The organism is Pseudomonas sp., assembly GCF_033723075.1.
Lineage (GTDB): Bacteria > Pseudomonadota > Gammaproteobacteria > Pseudomonadales > Pseudomonadaceae > Aquipseudomonas.
This window is the reverse complement of the sequence record NZ_JAWVXU010000009.1, coordinates 1-14,300: the sequence shown is the minus strand read 5'-3', so window position 1 is coordinate 14,300 and position 14,300 is coordinate 1. Positions and strand designations below refer to the sequence as shown.

Genomic DNA, 14,300 nt, shown 5'->3' with positions numbered 1-14,300 from the left:
CGGGAAGAACAGGGGGCGAACCAGACAACTCAGGGGTGAACTCATGGGCTGAGACTCGCATGCTGGCGAGCTGGGGTTAAATCTGACTTTTCACACAGTCAGTTATGCTTTGGCTAAACATACGACCGTCAGACGCGGCGCGGACCAGGCTGTTGCTGATGCGGCCGCAGAACTGCCAAAGAGCCAAGGCATAGCCCCCGGATGCAGGGGGCGGCGCAGTAGGCGCGTGTTTTTTCACAGGCTCTCAGGCTTGTAGCCCAGGCGCAGGCCACCCCAATGGCGGCCCTGCACCCGAATGGGCACGGACAGGTCGTGCATCAGTTCGCCGGTATCGCGCATGTAGGTTTGCAGCAGCAAGCGCTGCTGATGACTGCCGCAGCGGATGCCGGTGCGATCATTGAACAGGCGCTTGCTGCGACTCTTCGCCGTGTCGCGCACGCGGTCGCCGCTGGGCGGGTGGTTGAAGGCGCTGTTGTGGGTCGGCACGTAGCCTTCCGGGGTGCTGACGATGGCGAACACCAGCCCTTCGTGACGAGCCAGCAGCGGTTCCTGCAGCGTCGGCAAGACCTGATCGGCATAACTGTCGAAGCGGGTCTTGTACTTGGCCGGAAAGCTGCCGGGAATCGGCTGATAGTTACGGTCGAAGAGGTCATCGAGGCCGACCCGACCGGCCTGGATATCGGCCTCGAACTGTGCGGCGATGTTCGCGGCGCCCTCGCGGGCGAGGTCATAGATGCGCTGGTGATAATCGTCCAGGCCCACTTCGGCGAGCTGTTCGCTGACGGTTTCCGCCTGACCGACCAGTTGTCCGGCGGCCTCGCCCAGTTGACGGGTTTGCGCCTCGCTGGCATGCACGTCGCCGCGCAATTGCTCGACGGCGACAAACAGGCTGGCCAGGCGCTCGTGATTGCTCGCCGAGCCGGCGCTGATCTGCGCCACCTGATCTTCCACATCCACGGCCAGGTCGGCGATGCCGTGCAACTGCCCGCCGGTCTCCTCGATCTGCCGGGCGGCTTGATCCAGCTCGCTGGCCTGTTCTTGGATATGCGCCACCACCGCCGAACTCTGCTGGCGGATATCGTTGACCATCTGGCCGACTTCTTCGGTGGCCGTGGCGGTGCGAGCGGCGAGGTTGCGCACCTCGTCGGCAACCACCGCGAAACCGCGACCCTGCTCGCCGGCGCGCGCCGCTTCGATGGCGGCATTGAGCGCCAGCAGGTTGGTCTGGCTGGCGATCGACTGGATCACCTGGGTGACCTGTTCGATCTGTTCGGTACGGCTGCTCAGGCCGTCGATCAATTCGCGACTGGCCGCCGTCTGCGCGCTCAGGCGCTGCATGCGGGCAATCGCCTGGTGCAACGCCTGCTGGCCGTCGGCACTGCTCTGGCGCACGGTCTGCGCAGACTTCAGGGTCTGTTCGGCACGCCGGGCGCTGTCCTGCTCGGTGTGGGTGATGGCATTGGCACCCTGGCTGATCTGCTCGACCGCGAGCAACTGCGACTTCAGCTTATCGGCCAGTTGCTGCACCGCATGCGCCACCTGGGCGGCGGACAAGGCGTTATGGCAGGTGTGCTGGGACAGGCTTTGGCTCAGCTCGGTGAACTCGGCGCCTGCCGCACGGTTGACCGCCGCAGCGTCGTCGTCCCCGCGCCGCCAGGGACCTAACCAGGGCCACAGGGCCAGCAGCAGCAACAGGGCAATGCTCAGGTAGCCGGGCAACTGGAATTGCCCGGCGGCGACGATCAGGGCGACCAGCCCGAGCACGTGCAGCACGCAGGCAGTGGGGAAGCGGGTAACGGCAGAGCGCATGACGGACCTCATAGTTTTTATTCTGGCGAAACCAGGGTCAATGGCATCCTTACTCACGCAGCTCGCGCACCTGCTGCTCAAGCCGCTGAGCCGTGCGCGCGATGTAGGCGAATCGCTCGCTTATTCACTGAATCGGCAGGTATTTGACTAACTGTAGACGGACATCGGCCTACCCCGGCACCATCTTGCACAGCGGAAGTTGATTCGATCATTCAATGCCGGATTAGACCATGGCACTTTGGTCGCACACGGCTAGCCGGAAAGGCGGTGGCGCTGGATAAAACCGCGGTCGAGGTAATCCTTCCAGCGGCCGAACAACTTCCCACCAGCGCTGCAGTCGCGCCAACTGAGCAAGGCGCCGCCGTCGCCGGTGGCGAGCAGCGCCAGACTCTGCCGTTGTGCGCGATAGTCGCGCAGCGCCAAGCCACGCAGCGCCGCGTTGAGATTGGCTGCCAGCACCGGTGCCTGGCGCACCGAATAGACCCCGCTCTTGCGTGCACCGGGCAGGCTGGCGCAATCGCCGACGGCGAAGATGTGCGGGTGGGAAAGGCTTTGCAGGGTCGTGGCGACCTGCACGAAGCCCTCTGCATCGCAAGCCAAACCGCTCTGCGCCAGCCAGGGCAAGGCCTGTGCGCCACTGGCCAGGAGCAGACGCTGGCCCCGCCAGACCGGCGCCGCCCCGCTGATCAGGCAGTCGTCGTCGATGCGGCTGATCGGGCAGTCCTCGCGCACCCGCACGCCGCGCTGGCGCAAAAGGCCGAGAGCGCGCATGCGCAGACCGGCCGAATGCCCGGCCAGCAAGGGGCCGCGGCAGAACAGCGCCAGCGCCGGCACCTGGTCGGCCAGGGCCAGGGCCAGCTCGACCCCGGCCGCCCCCCCACCGAGAATTGCCATGGGCCGCGGATCCGCCTGCCAGTTCTGCCAACCGGCGAGAAAGTCGGCGAAGGGCTTCACCGCCAGCACCTGCATGCCGGTCCCCTGCTGCGGTGGGCAGGCCACCTGACCGCCGACATTCAGCGACAGCCAATCGGCATTCAGGCCGCGGCCATCGGCCAGTTGCAGCTGTTGCTGCACGGCCGACAGCGCCTCGGCCTGGCCGACAAGCAGCTCGACCTTGGCCGCCCGGCACAGCGGCGCCAGTTCGATCTGGCAATCCGCCGCACTGTAGCGACCGGCCAGCAGGCCCGGCAACATCCCGGAATACCACGCCTCGTGCCCGGCACTGAGCAGGGCAATCCGTCCAGGCGGTCGCTCGATCCGTGCCCAGCGGCGCAATACGCCCAGGTGGGCATGGCCGGCACCGATCAGGATTAAATCGTAGTGGCTCATGGCTGTTTGAGTCCGTCGCGGTAATGGCTAGGCGTCTGCCCGGTCCAGCGCTTGAAGGCGCGGCTGAAACTGCTGGTGTCGGCGAAGCCGAGCAGGTAGGCGATCTCGCTGATCGAGCAGCGCGGGTCGCGCATATGCTGCAGTGCCAGGTTGTGGCGGGTGTCAGCCAGCAGGCCCTCGTAGCTGCACTGCTCGTCGGCCAGATGACGCTGCAGGCTGCGCAGGCTCAGATGCAGGCTCTGCGCCACGCGTTCGGCCGAGGGCTCGCCGTCCGGCAGCTGCGCGGTCAGGCAGGCGCGCACCTTTTGCGCCCAGGTCGCCGCCTGCAGCTGGGCGAGGTTGCGCTCCAGCACCGCCTCGTTGAGTTCGGCCAGTTCCGGGTTGCCGTCGTCGAGGTACTGCTCCAGCGCCGCGCGTGGGAAACGCAGCAGGTTCTCCGCCGCGGCGAAGTACAGCGGCGCGCGAAACACCGCATGCCAGGGTGCCGGGTCGGCCGGCTCGGGGCGCTGCAGGTACACCGCCAGCGGGGCGAACGCGCGGCCCAGGCGGCTGCGGCAGCTGCGCACGTAGATCGCCGCGAAGGCATCCAGCGCCTCGGGTGCCGGGGGCGGGCTATCGGCCGGCACGCGGAAGCGGAACTCGTAGCAGTCGGCGCTTTCGCGCAGTTCCAGCACCAGGGCGTCGCTGACCACCCGATGGTAGCGCTCGATGCGCTCGAACACCTCGCGCAGGCTGCTGCTGGCGTTCAGCGCATAACCGAGGGCGTGGAAGGTGGTGGCGCTGACGTACTGCGAGGTCTTCAAGCCCAGCGCCGGATCGCCGCTGGCCGCCACCGCCAGCTGCCACAGGCGCGTGGTGGCCGACAGCGGGCAGCGGGCATTGGGGTCGTCGAGCAGGCGCGGATCCAGCCCGGCCTGGCGGCACAGCGCGGCGCTGTCCAGGCCCAAGGCGTCGAGCTGCTTGCGCAGGGCGCGGGTCCAGCTGGCCAGAGTGGTGGGTTCGGCTGTCATGCAGGTTGGCGTGTCCGGTCAACAGGTTGGCGTTCAGGGTCAGGCGGCGGGCCGACTCTCGCGGCACAGTAGCAGCATGTTCAAGCAGAGGATGCAGGCATGTCCCTTTCTCCCACAAGTGTTGCCCAGATGAATGATCAACAGCGATCGGCGCATATTCGCCAACAGGTGATGGCCCATGGCGTCGAATTGCGCCAACGTTTCCCCCTGCTCAAGCATCAGGATGTCCTCGGTGCCGGCATCCTGGCCTTGGCCCTGGCCGGCATGCTCGGCTCTGCGGCGCTGTATCTTGGCGGCCATCTGGCCTGGTGGGCCTGCCTGCTGCTGAATGCCTTCTTCGCCTCGCTGACCCACGAGCTGGAGCACGACCTGATCCACTCGATGTATTTCCGCAAGCGCCGGGTGCCACACAACCTGATGCTGGCGCTGGTCTGGCTGGCGCGCCCGAGCACCATCAACCCTTGGATCCGCCGTCACCTGCACCTCAACCACCACAAGGTCTCCGGCAGCGAGCAGGATCTGGAGGAGCGCGCCATCACCAACGGCGAACCCTGGGGTATCGCCCGTCTGCTGATGGTCGGCGACAACGTCATGGCCTCGCTGATCCGCACGCTGCGGGCGAAGACCTGGGCGCACAAGCGCGCCATCCTGTGGCGCACCCTGCGCGTCTATGCACCGCTGGCGCTGCTCAACTGGGGCACCTGGTATGTGTTCCTCGGCTTCCACCTGATCGACTTCGTTGGCGGCGCCCTGGGCGCACCGATCGCCTGGTCGGCCAGCACCCTCGCGGCCATGCACATCGTCAATATCGCCGTGGTGGTACTGGTCGGGCCCAACGTGCTGCGCACCTTCTGCCTGCACTTCGTCAGCTCCAACATGCACTACTACGGCGACGTCGAGCCGGGCAACGTGATCCAGCAGACCCAGGTGCTCAACCCCTGGTGGTTGTGGCCGCTGCAGGCCTTCTGCTTCAACTTCGGCAGCAGCCACGCGATCCACCACTTCGTGGTCAAGGAGCCCTTCTACATCCGCCAGCTCAGCGTGCCCTTCGCCCACCAGGTGATGCGCGAAGCAGGCGTGCGCTTCAACGACTTTGGCACCTTTGCCCGCGCTAACCGCTGGACCCGCGTGGCCCAGGAGCAGCCGGCGGCGCAGTCGCAGACCGCCTGAAAGCGGCCGCGCCCTTCCCCGACTCTTATGCGAACTCGCTGATGAACGTCCTGATCGTCCACGCCCACCCCGAACCCCAGTCGTTCTGCAGCGCCATGAAGGACCTGGCCGTCACCAGCCTCGGCGCCGCCGGCCATGCCGTGCAGTGCTCCGACCTCTACGCGATGCAGTGGAATCCCGTGGCCACGGCCGCCGACTTCACCGAACGCAGCGACCCCGACTACCTGGTGTACGCCCTGGAGCAGCGCCACGCCCACGCTCGCCAAGCCTTGGCTGCGGATATCGCCAGCGAACTGGACAAGCTGCTCTGGGCCGACCTGCTGATCCTCAACTTCCCGCTGTACTGGTGCTCGCTGCCGGCCATGCTCAAGGGCTGGGTCGACCGGGTGCTGGTCTCCGGCGCCTGTTACGGCGGCCGGCGCTTCTACGACCGCGGCGGCCTGGTCGGCAAGCGCGCGCTGCTGAGTTTCACCCTCGGCGGCCAGGCGCATATGTTCGCTGGCGAGCAGGCTGTTCACGGCGAGCTGGAGTTGCTGCTACGCCCGCTGCTGCGCGGCACCCTGGCCTATGTCGGCCTCGGCGTGCTGCCGCCGTTCGCCGCCTACCACGTGCCCTATATCGACGCGGCGGCGCGCCAGCAGCTACTCGACGACTATCGCGACTATCTGGCGAATCTGGACCACCTGCCGCTCCTGGCGATGCCGGCGCTGGCCGACTTCGACCGCCTCCTTCACCCCCTGCACAACGAGGTACCGGCATGAAGACCTGGATCTGCATCGTCTGCGGACTGATCTATGACGAAAGCGCCGGCTGGCCGGACGAGGGCATCGCCGCCGGCACGCCCTGGAGCGAGGTGCCGGACGACTGGTTGTGTCCGGATTGCGGGGTGAGCAAGGCCGATTTCGAGATGCGCGAGCTTTAACGTTTCTCGACTAGCTGCGGCGCGGCGAAGTAGCAGGTAACCGACTCGCCGGTGTTGTCGCTGTCGGCGGCGAAGACCACCCCGAGGATGCGCCGCGGCGCGCTGCCGAAGGCGGCGATGGCGTCGGCGCGCAGATCGCGGCGCTCCGTCAGCCATTGCCCCAGCGGCGCTTCCGGGCCCCGCAGCACGCGCATCTCCACCGTCTCGGTGTAGGCGCTGCGGGCATGGCTGCCGGGCGCCGCGCGGTTATCCCAGACGTAGCTCAGGGTCGCCGCCGGCAGGTCGGGGTCGAAGAAGGCGCGCGCCAGGCGCAGCTTCTGCCGGGTCAGGAATGGCAGGCTGGCCAACGGGTAATCCAACAGTACATAGACCCTGGCGGCATAGTCGTCGCCCTCGCGGGTGGCGAAGCGTGCCTGCTCCAGGCGTTGCTCGGTGCGCCACTGCCAGCTCAGTTGCCAGGGCTGGTCGCCGGGCAGGTCGAGCGGATGCAGCAAGCCGCCGGCTGCCGCGTCGGCCTGGATACGCAAGACGCGGCGGCCTTGCTGCTCGACCAGAGTGCGCGCCGAAGGCTTGAGCTTGGGGATATCCGCCAGGCGCCAGGGTTCCGACCACTCGCCTTGCGGCGGCCCGGCGGTCCAGGGCGTCAGCGCATTCTGCGCCTGGGCCAGGGGTGCCAGCAGCGCCAGGCCGAGCATGAGCGCGCGCATCAGCCTCTGCGCCAGGCGTGGAAGCGCTCGACCCAACGTAATAGCCCTTGCGGCGCATGGGCGCGCTTCCATTCGCCGGCCGCGAACTTGTTGGCCTCGGCCATAGTCGGGTAACTGTGGATGGTGCCGAGAATCTTGTTCAGGCCGAGGTTGTGCTTCATCGCCAGCACGTATTCGGCGAGCAGCTCGCCGGCGTGTTCGCCGACGATGCACACGCCGAGAATCTTGTCCTTGCCCGGCACGCTCAGCACCTTGACGTAGCCATGGGCGGCCTCGTCGGCGATGGCCCGATCGAGGTCGTCGATGCCGTAGCGGGTCACTTCATAGGCGATGTTCTGCGCCCCGGCCTCGCCTTCGGAGAGGCCGACCCGCGCCACTTCCGGGTCGGTGAAGGTGCAGTAGGGAATCACCCGGTAGTCCGCCTTGAAGCGTTTGAAGCCACTGAACAGCGCGTTGACCGCGGCGTACCAGGCCTGATGCGCGGCGACATGGGTGAATTGATAAGGGCCGGTGACATCGCCCACCGCATAGATGTTGGGCAGGCGCGTGGCCAGGTATTCGTCGGTTTCCAGGGTGCCGTTGGGGCGCACCACCAGGCCCAGCTCCTCGACCCCGTAGCCGCTGACATTGGCCACCCGGCCGAGGGCCAGCAACAGGCAGTCGAAGGCGATGGTCACTTCCTCGCCGGTGTCGAGGCGGCGGGCAATCATGCGCTGCTCGCCATCGACCAGCTCGAAGCGCTCGGCGCGGTGCTGCAGGCGCACATCGACGCCGTCGGCCTGCAGGCTGGCCAGTACCAGTTCGCTGGCGTCGGCATCCTCGCGCGGCAGCAGGCGCTCGGCCAATTCGACCTGGATCACCTGGCTGCCGAGACGCTGAAAGGCCTGGGCCAGCTCGCAGCCGATCGGTCCGCCGCCCAGTACCAGCAGCCAGCGCGGCTGCTCGCGCAGGCTCCAGATGGTGTCCGAGGTGTAGCCCTGCACCTGCTCTATACCGGGAATCTTCGGCACCAGCGGGCGCGCCCCGGCGGCGATGATGATGCTGCGGCTGCTCAGGCTCTGGCCGTTCACCTCCACCGTCCAGGGCGAGGTCAGCCGGGCTTCGCCCTGGATCACCTCGACGCCTAAACCGCTGTAGCGCTCGACCGAGTCGTGCGGGGCGATGTCGGCAATCACCCGCTGGATACGCTGCATCACCGCGGGAAAATCCACGGCGGCGCACACGCCGGTGAAGCCCAGCGCCTCGCCCTGCTTCAATTCATGGGCCAGCCTTGCCGAACGCAGCAGCGCCTTGGATGGTACGCAGCCGGTGTTCAGGCAGTCGCCGCCCATCTGGTGCTTTTCGATCAGGCTGACCTTGGCCTTCACCGCCGCGGCGATGTAGGCGCTGACCAGGCCGCCGGCACCGGCACCGATCACCAGCAGGTTACGGTCGAAAGAATCGGGCTTGAGCCAGCCGGCATACAGCCGCCGCGCCTGCACCAGGCCGAGCAGCTTGCGCGCCAGCAGGGGGAACAGGCCGAGCAGGACGAAGGCGCCAAGCAGCCCCGGCGAGAGGATCCCGGCCAGGGATTCCAGCTGGCCCAGCTCGCGGCCGGCGTTCACATAGACCAGGGTGCCCGGCAGCATGCCGAGCTGGCTGACCCACCAGTAGGTGCGTAGCGGCAGGCGGGTCAGGCCCATGGCCAGGTTGATCAGGAAGAACGGGAACACCGGCACCAGGCGCAGGGCAAACAGGTAGAAGGCGCCTTCGCGCTCGACCCCGGCATCAATGCCGGCCAGGCGTTGACCGAAACGCAGCCGCACCCAGTCGCGCAGCAGGAAGCGGCTGCTGAGCATGGCCAGACTCGCGCCCAGGGTCGAGGCGAAGGACACCAGCAGCAAGCCTTCGAGCAGACCGAACAGCGCACCGCCCAGCAGGGTCATCAATGCCGCGCCGGGCAGCGACAAGGCGGTGACGGCGACATAGGCGAGGAAGAACAGCCCGGCCGCCTGCCAGGGGTTGCTCGCGACCTGGGCGTTCAGCGCCGCCTGCTGCGCCTTGAGCGCTTCCAGGTTGAGGTACTGGCCAAGGTCGAAGACGAAGAAGCTGCCGAGCAAGGCCAGGATCAGGCCCATCAAGGCGAGTTTGCGGCTATTCATAGATCAAGCGCCTCCAGTGCGCAGAGGCTTTGGCACAGGCTGAAGCCGGCCAAAACAGCCTGCCGCGGTTGATCCGCGCAGGTGCCGAGAATGCGTGAGCGATAAGACTGCGCCGCCGGGCTGCCGGTTGGCCACTGACGGTCGAAGTCGGCAAGAAAAGCATCGTGAGCGTAGTTCAACGGCAGTGCCTCGATAGACAGACCCTCGCGCTGGCAGCGATACAGCGCTGCCGGATGGGCCGTGGTGGCGATACGGCTGAGCAGCCCATAACGGCCGCCGGCGAAATTCGGCAAGCCGGCCGCGCCGTTATTGATCAACGCAGCGTGGTGCAAGTTCAACGCCACTGCCGTGCAGGTGTGACTGGTGGCCAGTACGCTGACCCGGTTGGCCGCCAGCCAGCGATCCAGTTGCTGCTGACGTCCGGGCTCGGCCAACGCTGCGCGGGCGCAGTTCCAGCCGGCCAGGGAATGTTCGTCGCCGTGACTGATCGCCACGCGCCGGCCGCCGACACTGACCAGGGCCGTGGCCGGCCGTGCGGCCAGGCGCGCGGCCACGCCCGGCAAGGCTTGTACGGTTCTGTTCAGCTCGGCCTGGATCGCATTGGAGCGCTCGACCAGGGTGTCATCGACGCTTGCCGGGTAAGCACAACCGCAACCGGCGCCACTGTGATGCGCACGCCCGAGTTCGGTTTCGACATTGCCGCGCAGCGCCAGGTGCGCACTCAGACCCTGCTCTATTTCCTGAAAAATGGCCGGATCGCGGTCGAACCAGTGGGCATCGCCATTGAATACCACGCGCGCCTGGGGTTCGGCGGCCAGGCGTTGTTCCAGCGCCGCCAGGGCCTGGCGATTGCCATAGAGGCCGCCGACCACATACAGGACCTGGCAGTCGAACAGCGGTTCGCCGGCAAAGGCATCGGCGGGCAGGCGGTAATCCAGCGGACAATCGCGACCGGCGCGCATCAGGCTCTGCCCCGCAGCCAGCCGGGAATCAGATAACCGAGCACACAGAGTCCCAGGCCATACAGGTTAGTGCCCAGCAGCAGAGCGTACTTGCCGTCGCCGATGGCCCAGCCCTGCGGAATCCAGCCCAAGGTCAGGGCCACGCCCAGGCCCAGGCCGGTCCAGAAACTCAGGTGGAAGCCCAACCGGGTCGGCACGGTAAGGCCATGCAGAATAAACACCGGCGCCAGGCCGATGACCATGGTGCCGCTGATGGTGGTGGCCTTGAGGATGTCGGTGCCGGCGATCATCGGCAGGTTGCCGAGCAGGGCGAAGACCACCATCACCGCCATACCCACGCCAATCGCCTTCTGCCCCAGATCGCGCCCGGCCAGCTTCGGCAGTTCACGGCCGGCCAGCTTGGCCAGGCTGGAGAAGGTCGAGTCCAGGGTCGAACCGGCGGCCGAGACCATCACCACCGTCATCACCAGCAGCGCGCCTATGCCCATGGTCTTGGCCAGGGCCGCCGGCACGTTGTCCGAGGCGGCCAGGCCGCTGAGCTGGGCATGCACGCCAATCAGGCTGAAGGCGAGGATGGCAATAAAACCCAGCACCCCGGCGATGACGAAGGAGCGGCGCATGGTCTTCTCTTCGCTGATAAAGCCGCGGTCGGTGAGCACCGGGTCGTGAAAACCGTAGCTGAAGGCTTGCAGGCCGGCGACCAGGAGCAGATCGACGCCGCCATTCAGCGCCCAGTGGCTGGTGCTGGCCAGCTCGGCAGGCGAATGCTGCGGCAGCACCAGGCCGAGCACCCAGACCAGCGCGACAATAAAGATCGCCGCCTGCGCCGCATCGGTGAGGATCGAGCTGCGCAGGCCGCCGCGCAGGCTGTAGGCCAGGGTCACGGCGGTGAACAGCAACGCGGCGCCGATGAATTCAAGGCTGCCGGAATCGCCATAGTAGCCGCCGACCACCGCGGTGTTGCTCCACACCTCGTTGAACAGGCGAATCAGAATCGCCGCGGAAAACGCCAGGGCGGCGCCACGGCCGTAGTGGCTGCTGAGAAAACTCACCAGCCCGGTGGCGGCGAAGCGTCGGCGCAGGCGGTAGATGACGAAGCCGGTAAGCGGGATCGACAGCCAGTACATGGCGTAGGCCAGACCGCCGACCAGGCCGTAACTGGCGCCCAGGTTGGCGGCGTTGGTCACCGACTTGGCGAAGATCCAGCTGATAAAGATGCTCGAGGTGAGCAGCCAGGGTGCGGCGCTACGGCCCTGGCTGTCCTCGCCATTGAAGAAACCGCCGAGGGTCACGGCACGCGGCGCCAGCGCCAGCATCAATACGCCGTAGACCAGCAGAAAACCCCAGAAAAACAGCCCGGTGATGCTGGTGGGTTGCATGGACCGATCCTTAGTTAATGTTCAGGGGCGCGTGGGTGTGATTCAGCCTGACACCGTAGGGTGCGCCGTGCGCACCAGGGCAGACCGCGGATTCTTGGTGCGCACGGCGCACCCTACCCGCGCTAGTCATTAAGCGCGCCGCCACAGCTGGAGCCCTGTCCGGCGGTGCAGGCGAAACAGTGATCGCGGGTGACGATGGGGTTGCCATCCAGATTGGCGCCAAGCAGGTCGCGCAGGTGCGGCCGCTGACGGCCGATCACGCGGCCCTGCAGTTCAAGGGGCAAATCGAGCATCTGATTGAAATCGCAGTCGTACAGGTAACCCTGCCAATCGACACTGACCAGGCTGCGGCACATCAGCGGTTCGACATTTTCCGGGCGGTAGCTGTCGCGCAGCAACTGCATGTAGGTATTGAACTGCCCCTTGCTGACCAGGGTGCTGCCGAAACGGGCGATCGGCTGATTGGTGATGCACAGCAAGTGGTTGAACTGAATGCCGAAGTCTTCGGCCAGATGGCGTTTGTAGTCGGCTTCCAGCGCGGCTTGCGGCGGCGGTAGGCTCGGGCCTTGCGGGTTGTACACCAGATTGAGCAGCAAGCCACTGCCGGGCTGGCCGTAACCCAGGGCATTGAGCTGTTGCAGGCCCTTGATGCTGGCATCGAAAACGCCATCGCCACGCTGCTTGTCGACGTTATCGCGCGAATAACAGGGCAAGGAAGCGCTGACTTCCACGCCCTGCTCGGCGAGAAAGACGGCCAGATCCTCATAACCAGGCTCGCTCAAAATGGTCAGGTTGCAGCGGTCGATCACCCGCAAGCCTTCGCGCCGCGCATGCTCAACGATCTCACGAAAACGCGGGTGCATCTCCGGCGCGCCGCCGGTGAGATCCAGGGTGTGCACCGGATGGGCATCGATCACCTGATGCAGCAGCGCCAGGCTCTCGTCGGTCATCGCCTCGCTGCGGGTCGGCCCGGCGTTGACGTGGCAGTGCAGGCAACGCTGGTTGCAGCGATAGGTCAGGTTGATCTGCAGGGCTTCCAGGTGGCCGCGGCGAATCGCCGGAAAGGCCAGTTGGTCGAGCAGAGGCAGCATGGCATGCACAGCGAGTCTCCTTGGGCGAATGCCGGTGGCGTGGTCCTGCTTGATTAGAGTGCCGAGCGAAGCCGGCGTTACAAGGCGCCGCACGTGATGACGCACTATAGTACCCGGCGCGGCCCTTGCCAGCCGTGCTTATGCACGGACATTCACTGGGCAGCCAAGACTGGTCACTACGGCGGCGTGACGCCAAATTAGTCGCGCTCCATCACTCACAGGAGAAGACGTCCATGAAACGCTGGGTATTGGCCTTTATCGCCGGTTTTCTCGCGGTGATCTGCTTTCATCAACCACTGCTCGGCCTGTTGCATGCCTACGGCCTGGTGCCCTTCGCGCCCTTCTCCATCGCTGCCACTGCGCCGCTGCAAGTGCCTGCCTGGCTGTCGGCGTGCTTTTGGGGTGGTCTCTGGGGGATGCTGATGATTGCCGCATTACGCTGGCAGGACGGTAACCCGGTGCCCTGGCTCAAGGGCCTGCTGTTCGGCGGCATCGCCCTGACCACGGTGGCGCTGCTGGTGGTGTTCCCGCTCAAGGGCATGGGCTTTGATCCGGCGCTATTGCCGGGGCGCTTTCTGATCGGTTTCCTGCTCAATGGCGCCTGGGGCGTCGGCACCCTGATTTTCCTTCGCACCCTGCACGGCCGTTAACGGCGCGGCACCGCCTCGGCAGGCGCCATAATCACCGGGGCGCCGCAAGCTGGTGCCGACCTGCGGAGGTCAAGCCTTCCCGCCTGCTCGCCCGACGAAAAAATTCCAAAAAAAGACCCGCCAAAGCGGGTCTTTTTTCCAGCCTGGTTTACGCCAGTTCGGCGAAGCACTCGGCGATGATCGCCAGGCCCCTGTCGAGCAACTCGTCTTCGGCGGTCAGCGGCACCAGCACCCGCAACACGTTGCCGTAGGTGCCGCAGGACAGCAGGATCAGGCCCTTGTCGCGGGCCTTGGCGACGATCTGGCCGGTCAGCGCGGCGTTCGGCTTGTGCAGATCGCCGTCCTCGCACAGCTCCATGGCGATCATGGCACCGAGGGCGCGCACTTCGCCGATCGCCTTGTGCTTGGCCTGGATGGCCTTGAGGCCCGTGACCAGCCGCTCGCCGACCGCCTTGCAGCGCTCCAGCAGGTTTTCTTCCTCGAACACCTGCATCACCGCCAGGGCCGCAGCGCAGGCGATCGGGCTGCCGGCGTAGGTGCCGCCCAGGCCGCCCGGGGCGATGGCGTCCATGTACTCGGCCTTGCCGCACACGCCCGCCACCGGGAAGCCGCCGGCGATGGACTTGGCGAAGGTGGTCAGGTCGGCGGCTACGCCCATCTGCTCCATGGCGAAGAAGGTGCCGGTACGCCCGGCACCAGTCTGCACTTCGTCGGCGATCAGGAGGATGCCGTGCTGATCGCACAGGGCGCGCAAACGCTGCATGAATTCTTTCGGCGCCACATAGAAACCGCCCTCGCCCTGCACCGGCTCGATGATGATCGCGGCGATATCGCGCGGTTCGGCGTCGTTCTTGAACACCCGCTCGATGCTGGCGATGGCGTCATCGACGCTGACCCCGTGCAGCTCGCACGGGTACTGGGCGCGGAACACGCCGCCGGGCATCAGGCCCATGCCGGCCGAGTAGGGATTGACCTTGCCGGTCAGACTCAGGGTCATCATGGTGCGGCCGTGGTAGCCGCCGGTGAAGGCGATCACCCCGGCCCGGCCGGTGGCGGCGCGGGCGATCTTCACCGCGTTCTCCACCGCCTCGGAGCCGGTGGTGACCAGCAGGGTCTTCTTGGCGAAGTCG

General features: G+C 66.5%; 13 protein-coding genes. 4 read left to right on the top strand and 9 right to left on the bottom strand.

The genetic code is table 11. The annotated features are described in order from the left end of the window. Positions 1 to 234: 234 nt before the first annotated feature. The 3 genes from R3355_RS12200 to R3355_RS12190 form a co-directional block, all read right to left on the bottom strand. Positions 235 to 1,809: a methyl-accepting chemotaxis protein gene (locus R3355_RS12200; RefSeq protein WP_318961425.1), complete on the bottom strand. Its 1,575-nt coding sequence runs from the start codon at positions 1,807 to 1,809 to the stop codon at positions 235 to 237. Positions 1,810 to 2,061: 252 nt separating this feature from the next. Beyond that, a complete protein-coding gene (locus tag R3355_RS12195; RefSeq protein WP_318961424.1) occupies positions 2,062 to 3,138 on the bottom strand; it encodes an FAD-dependent oxidoreductase in 1,077 nt (358 codons plus the stop codon). After that, the gene (locus tag R3355_RS12190) at positions 3,135 to 4,148 is read right to left on the bottom strand and encodes an AraC family transcriptional regulator (RefSeq protein ID WP_318961423.1); all 1,014 of its coding nucleotides are present in this window, start codon (positions 4,146 to 4,148) and stop codon (positions 3,135 to 3,137) included. Before R3355_RS12190 ends, R3355_RS12195 begins: the two co-directional genes overlap by 4 nt. 129 nt (positions 4,149 to 4,277) lie before the next feature. Between R3355_RS12190 and R3355_RS12185 the strand changes: the two genes are divergently transcribed. The 3 genes from R3355_RS12185 to R3355_RS12175 are packed head-to-tail and all read left to right on the top strand — an operon-like array spanning position 4,278 to position 6,240. Then, the gene (locus tag R3355_RS12185; protein WP_318961422.1) at positions 4,278 to 5,318 is read left to right on the top strand and encodes a fatty acid desaturase; all 1,041 of its coding nucleotides are present in this window, start codon (positions 4,278 to 4,280) and stop codon (positions 5,316 to 5,318) included. Between the two features lie 41 nt (positions 5,319 to 5,359). Then, complete coding sequence (locus R3355_RS12180; protein ID WP_318961421.1) at positions 5,360 to 6,079, top strand: NAD(P)H-dependent oxidoreductase; 720 nt, start codon at positions 5,360 to 5,362, stop codon at positions 6,077 to 6,079. Next, on the top strand, positions 6,076 to 6,240 hold the full coding sequence (locus tag R3355_RS12175) for a rubredoxin (protein WP_318961420.1): 165 nt from the start codon (positions 6,076 to 6,078) through the stop codon (positions 6,238 to 6,240). The genes R3355_RS12180 and R3355_RS12175 overlap by 4 nt, the downstream gene beginning before the upstream one ends. Here R3355_RS12175 and R3355_RS12170 read toward each other — a convergent pair. The 5 genes from R3355_RS12170 to arsS all read right to left on the bottom strand — a co-directional run bounded on the left by R3355_RS12170 (position 6,237) and on the right by arsS (position 12,520). Beyond that, the gene (locus R3355_RS12170) at positions 6,237 to 6,947 is read right to left on the bottom strand and encodes a DUF3047 domain-containing protein (RefSeq protein ID WP_318961419.1); all 711 of its coding nucleotides are present in this window, start codon (positions 6,945 to 6,947) and stop codon (positions 6,237 to 6,239) included. The two genes, R3355_RS12175 and R3355_RS12170, sit on opposite strands and share 4 nt — an antisense overlap. Beyond that, on the bottom strand, positions 6,947 to 9,088 hold the full coding sequence (locus R3355_RS12165) for an FAD-dependent oxidoreductase (RefSeq protein ID WP_318961418.1): 2,142 nt from the start codon (positions 9,086 to 9,088) through the stop codon (positions 6,947 to 6,949). Before R3355_RS12165 ends, R3355_RS12170 begins: the two co-directional genes overlap by 1 nt. Continuing rightward, entirely contained in the window at positions 9,085 to 10,050 is a 966-nt protein-coding gene (locus R3355_RS12160) for a hypothetical protein (RefSeq protein ID WP_318961417.1), read from the bottom strand. Before R3355_RS12160 ends, R3355_RS12165 begins: the two co-directional genes overlap by 4 nt. Next, a complete protein-coding gene (locus tag R3355_RS12155) occupies positions 10,050 to 11,429 on the bottom strand; it encodes a sodium:solute symporter family transporter (RefSeq protein ID WP_318961416.1) in 1,380 nt (459 codons plus the stop codon). Before R3355_RS12155 ends, R3355_RS12160 begins: the two co-directional genes overlap by 1 nt. A gap of 122 nt (positions 11,430 to 11,551) precedes the next feature. Beyond that, on the bottom strand, positions 11,552 to 12,520 hold the full coding sequence (arsS, locus tag R3355_RS12150) for an arsenosugar biosynthesis radical SAM (seleno)protein ArsS (protein ID WP_318961567.1): 969 nt from the start codon (positions 12,518 to 12,520) through the stop codon (positions 11,552 to 11,554). A gap of 233 nt (positions 12,521 to 12,753) precedes the next feature. Here arsS and R3355_RS12145 point away from each other — a divergent pair, with 233 nt between their 5' ends. Then, positions 12,754 to 13,170, top strand: a complete 417-nt coding sequence (locus tag R3355_RS12145; protein WP_318961415.1) for a hypothetical protein — start codon at positions 12,754 to 12,756, stop codon at positions 13,168 to 13,170. A gap of 148 nt (positions 13,171 to 13,318) precedes the next feature. Here R3355_RS12145 and R3355_RS12140 read toward each other — a convergent pair. Continuing rightward, positions 13,319 to 14,300: aminotransferase class III-fold pyridoxal phosphate-dependent enzyme (locus R3355_RS12140; protein ID WP_318961414.1), on the bottom strand; the 982-nt coding region annotated here is incomplete at its 5' end.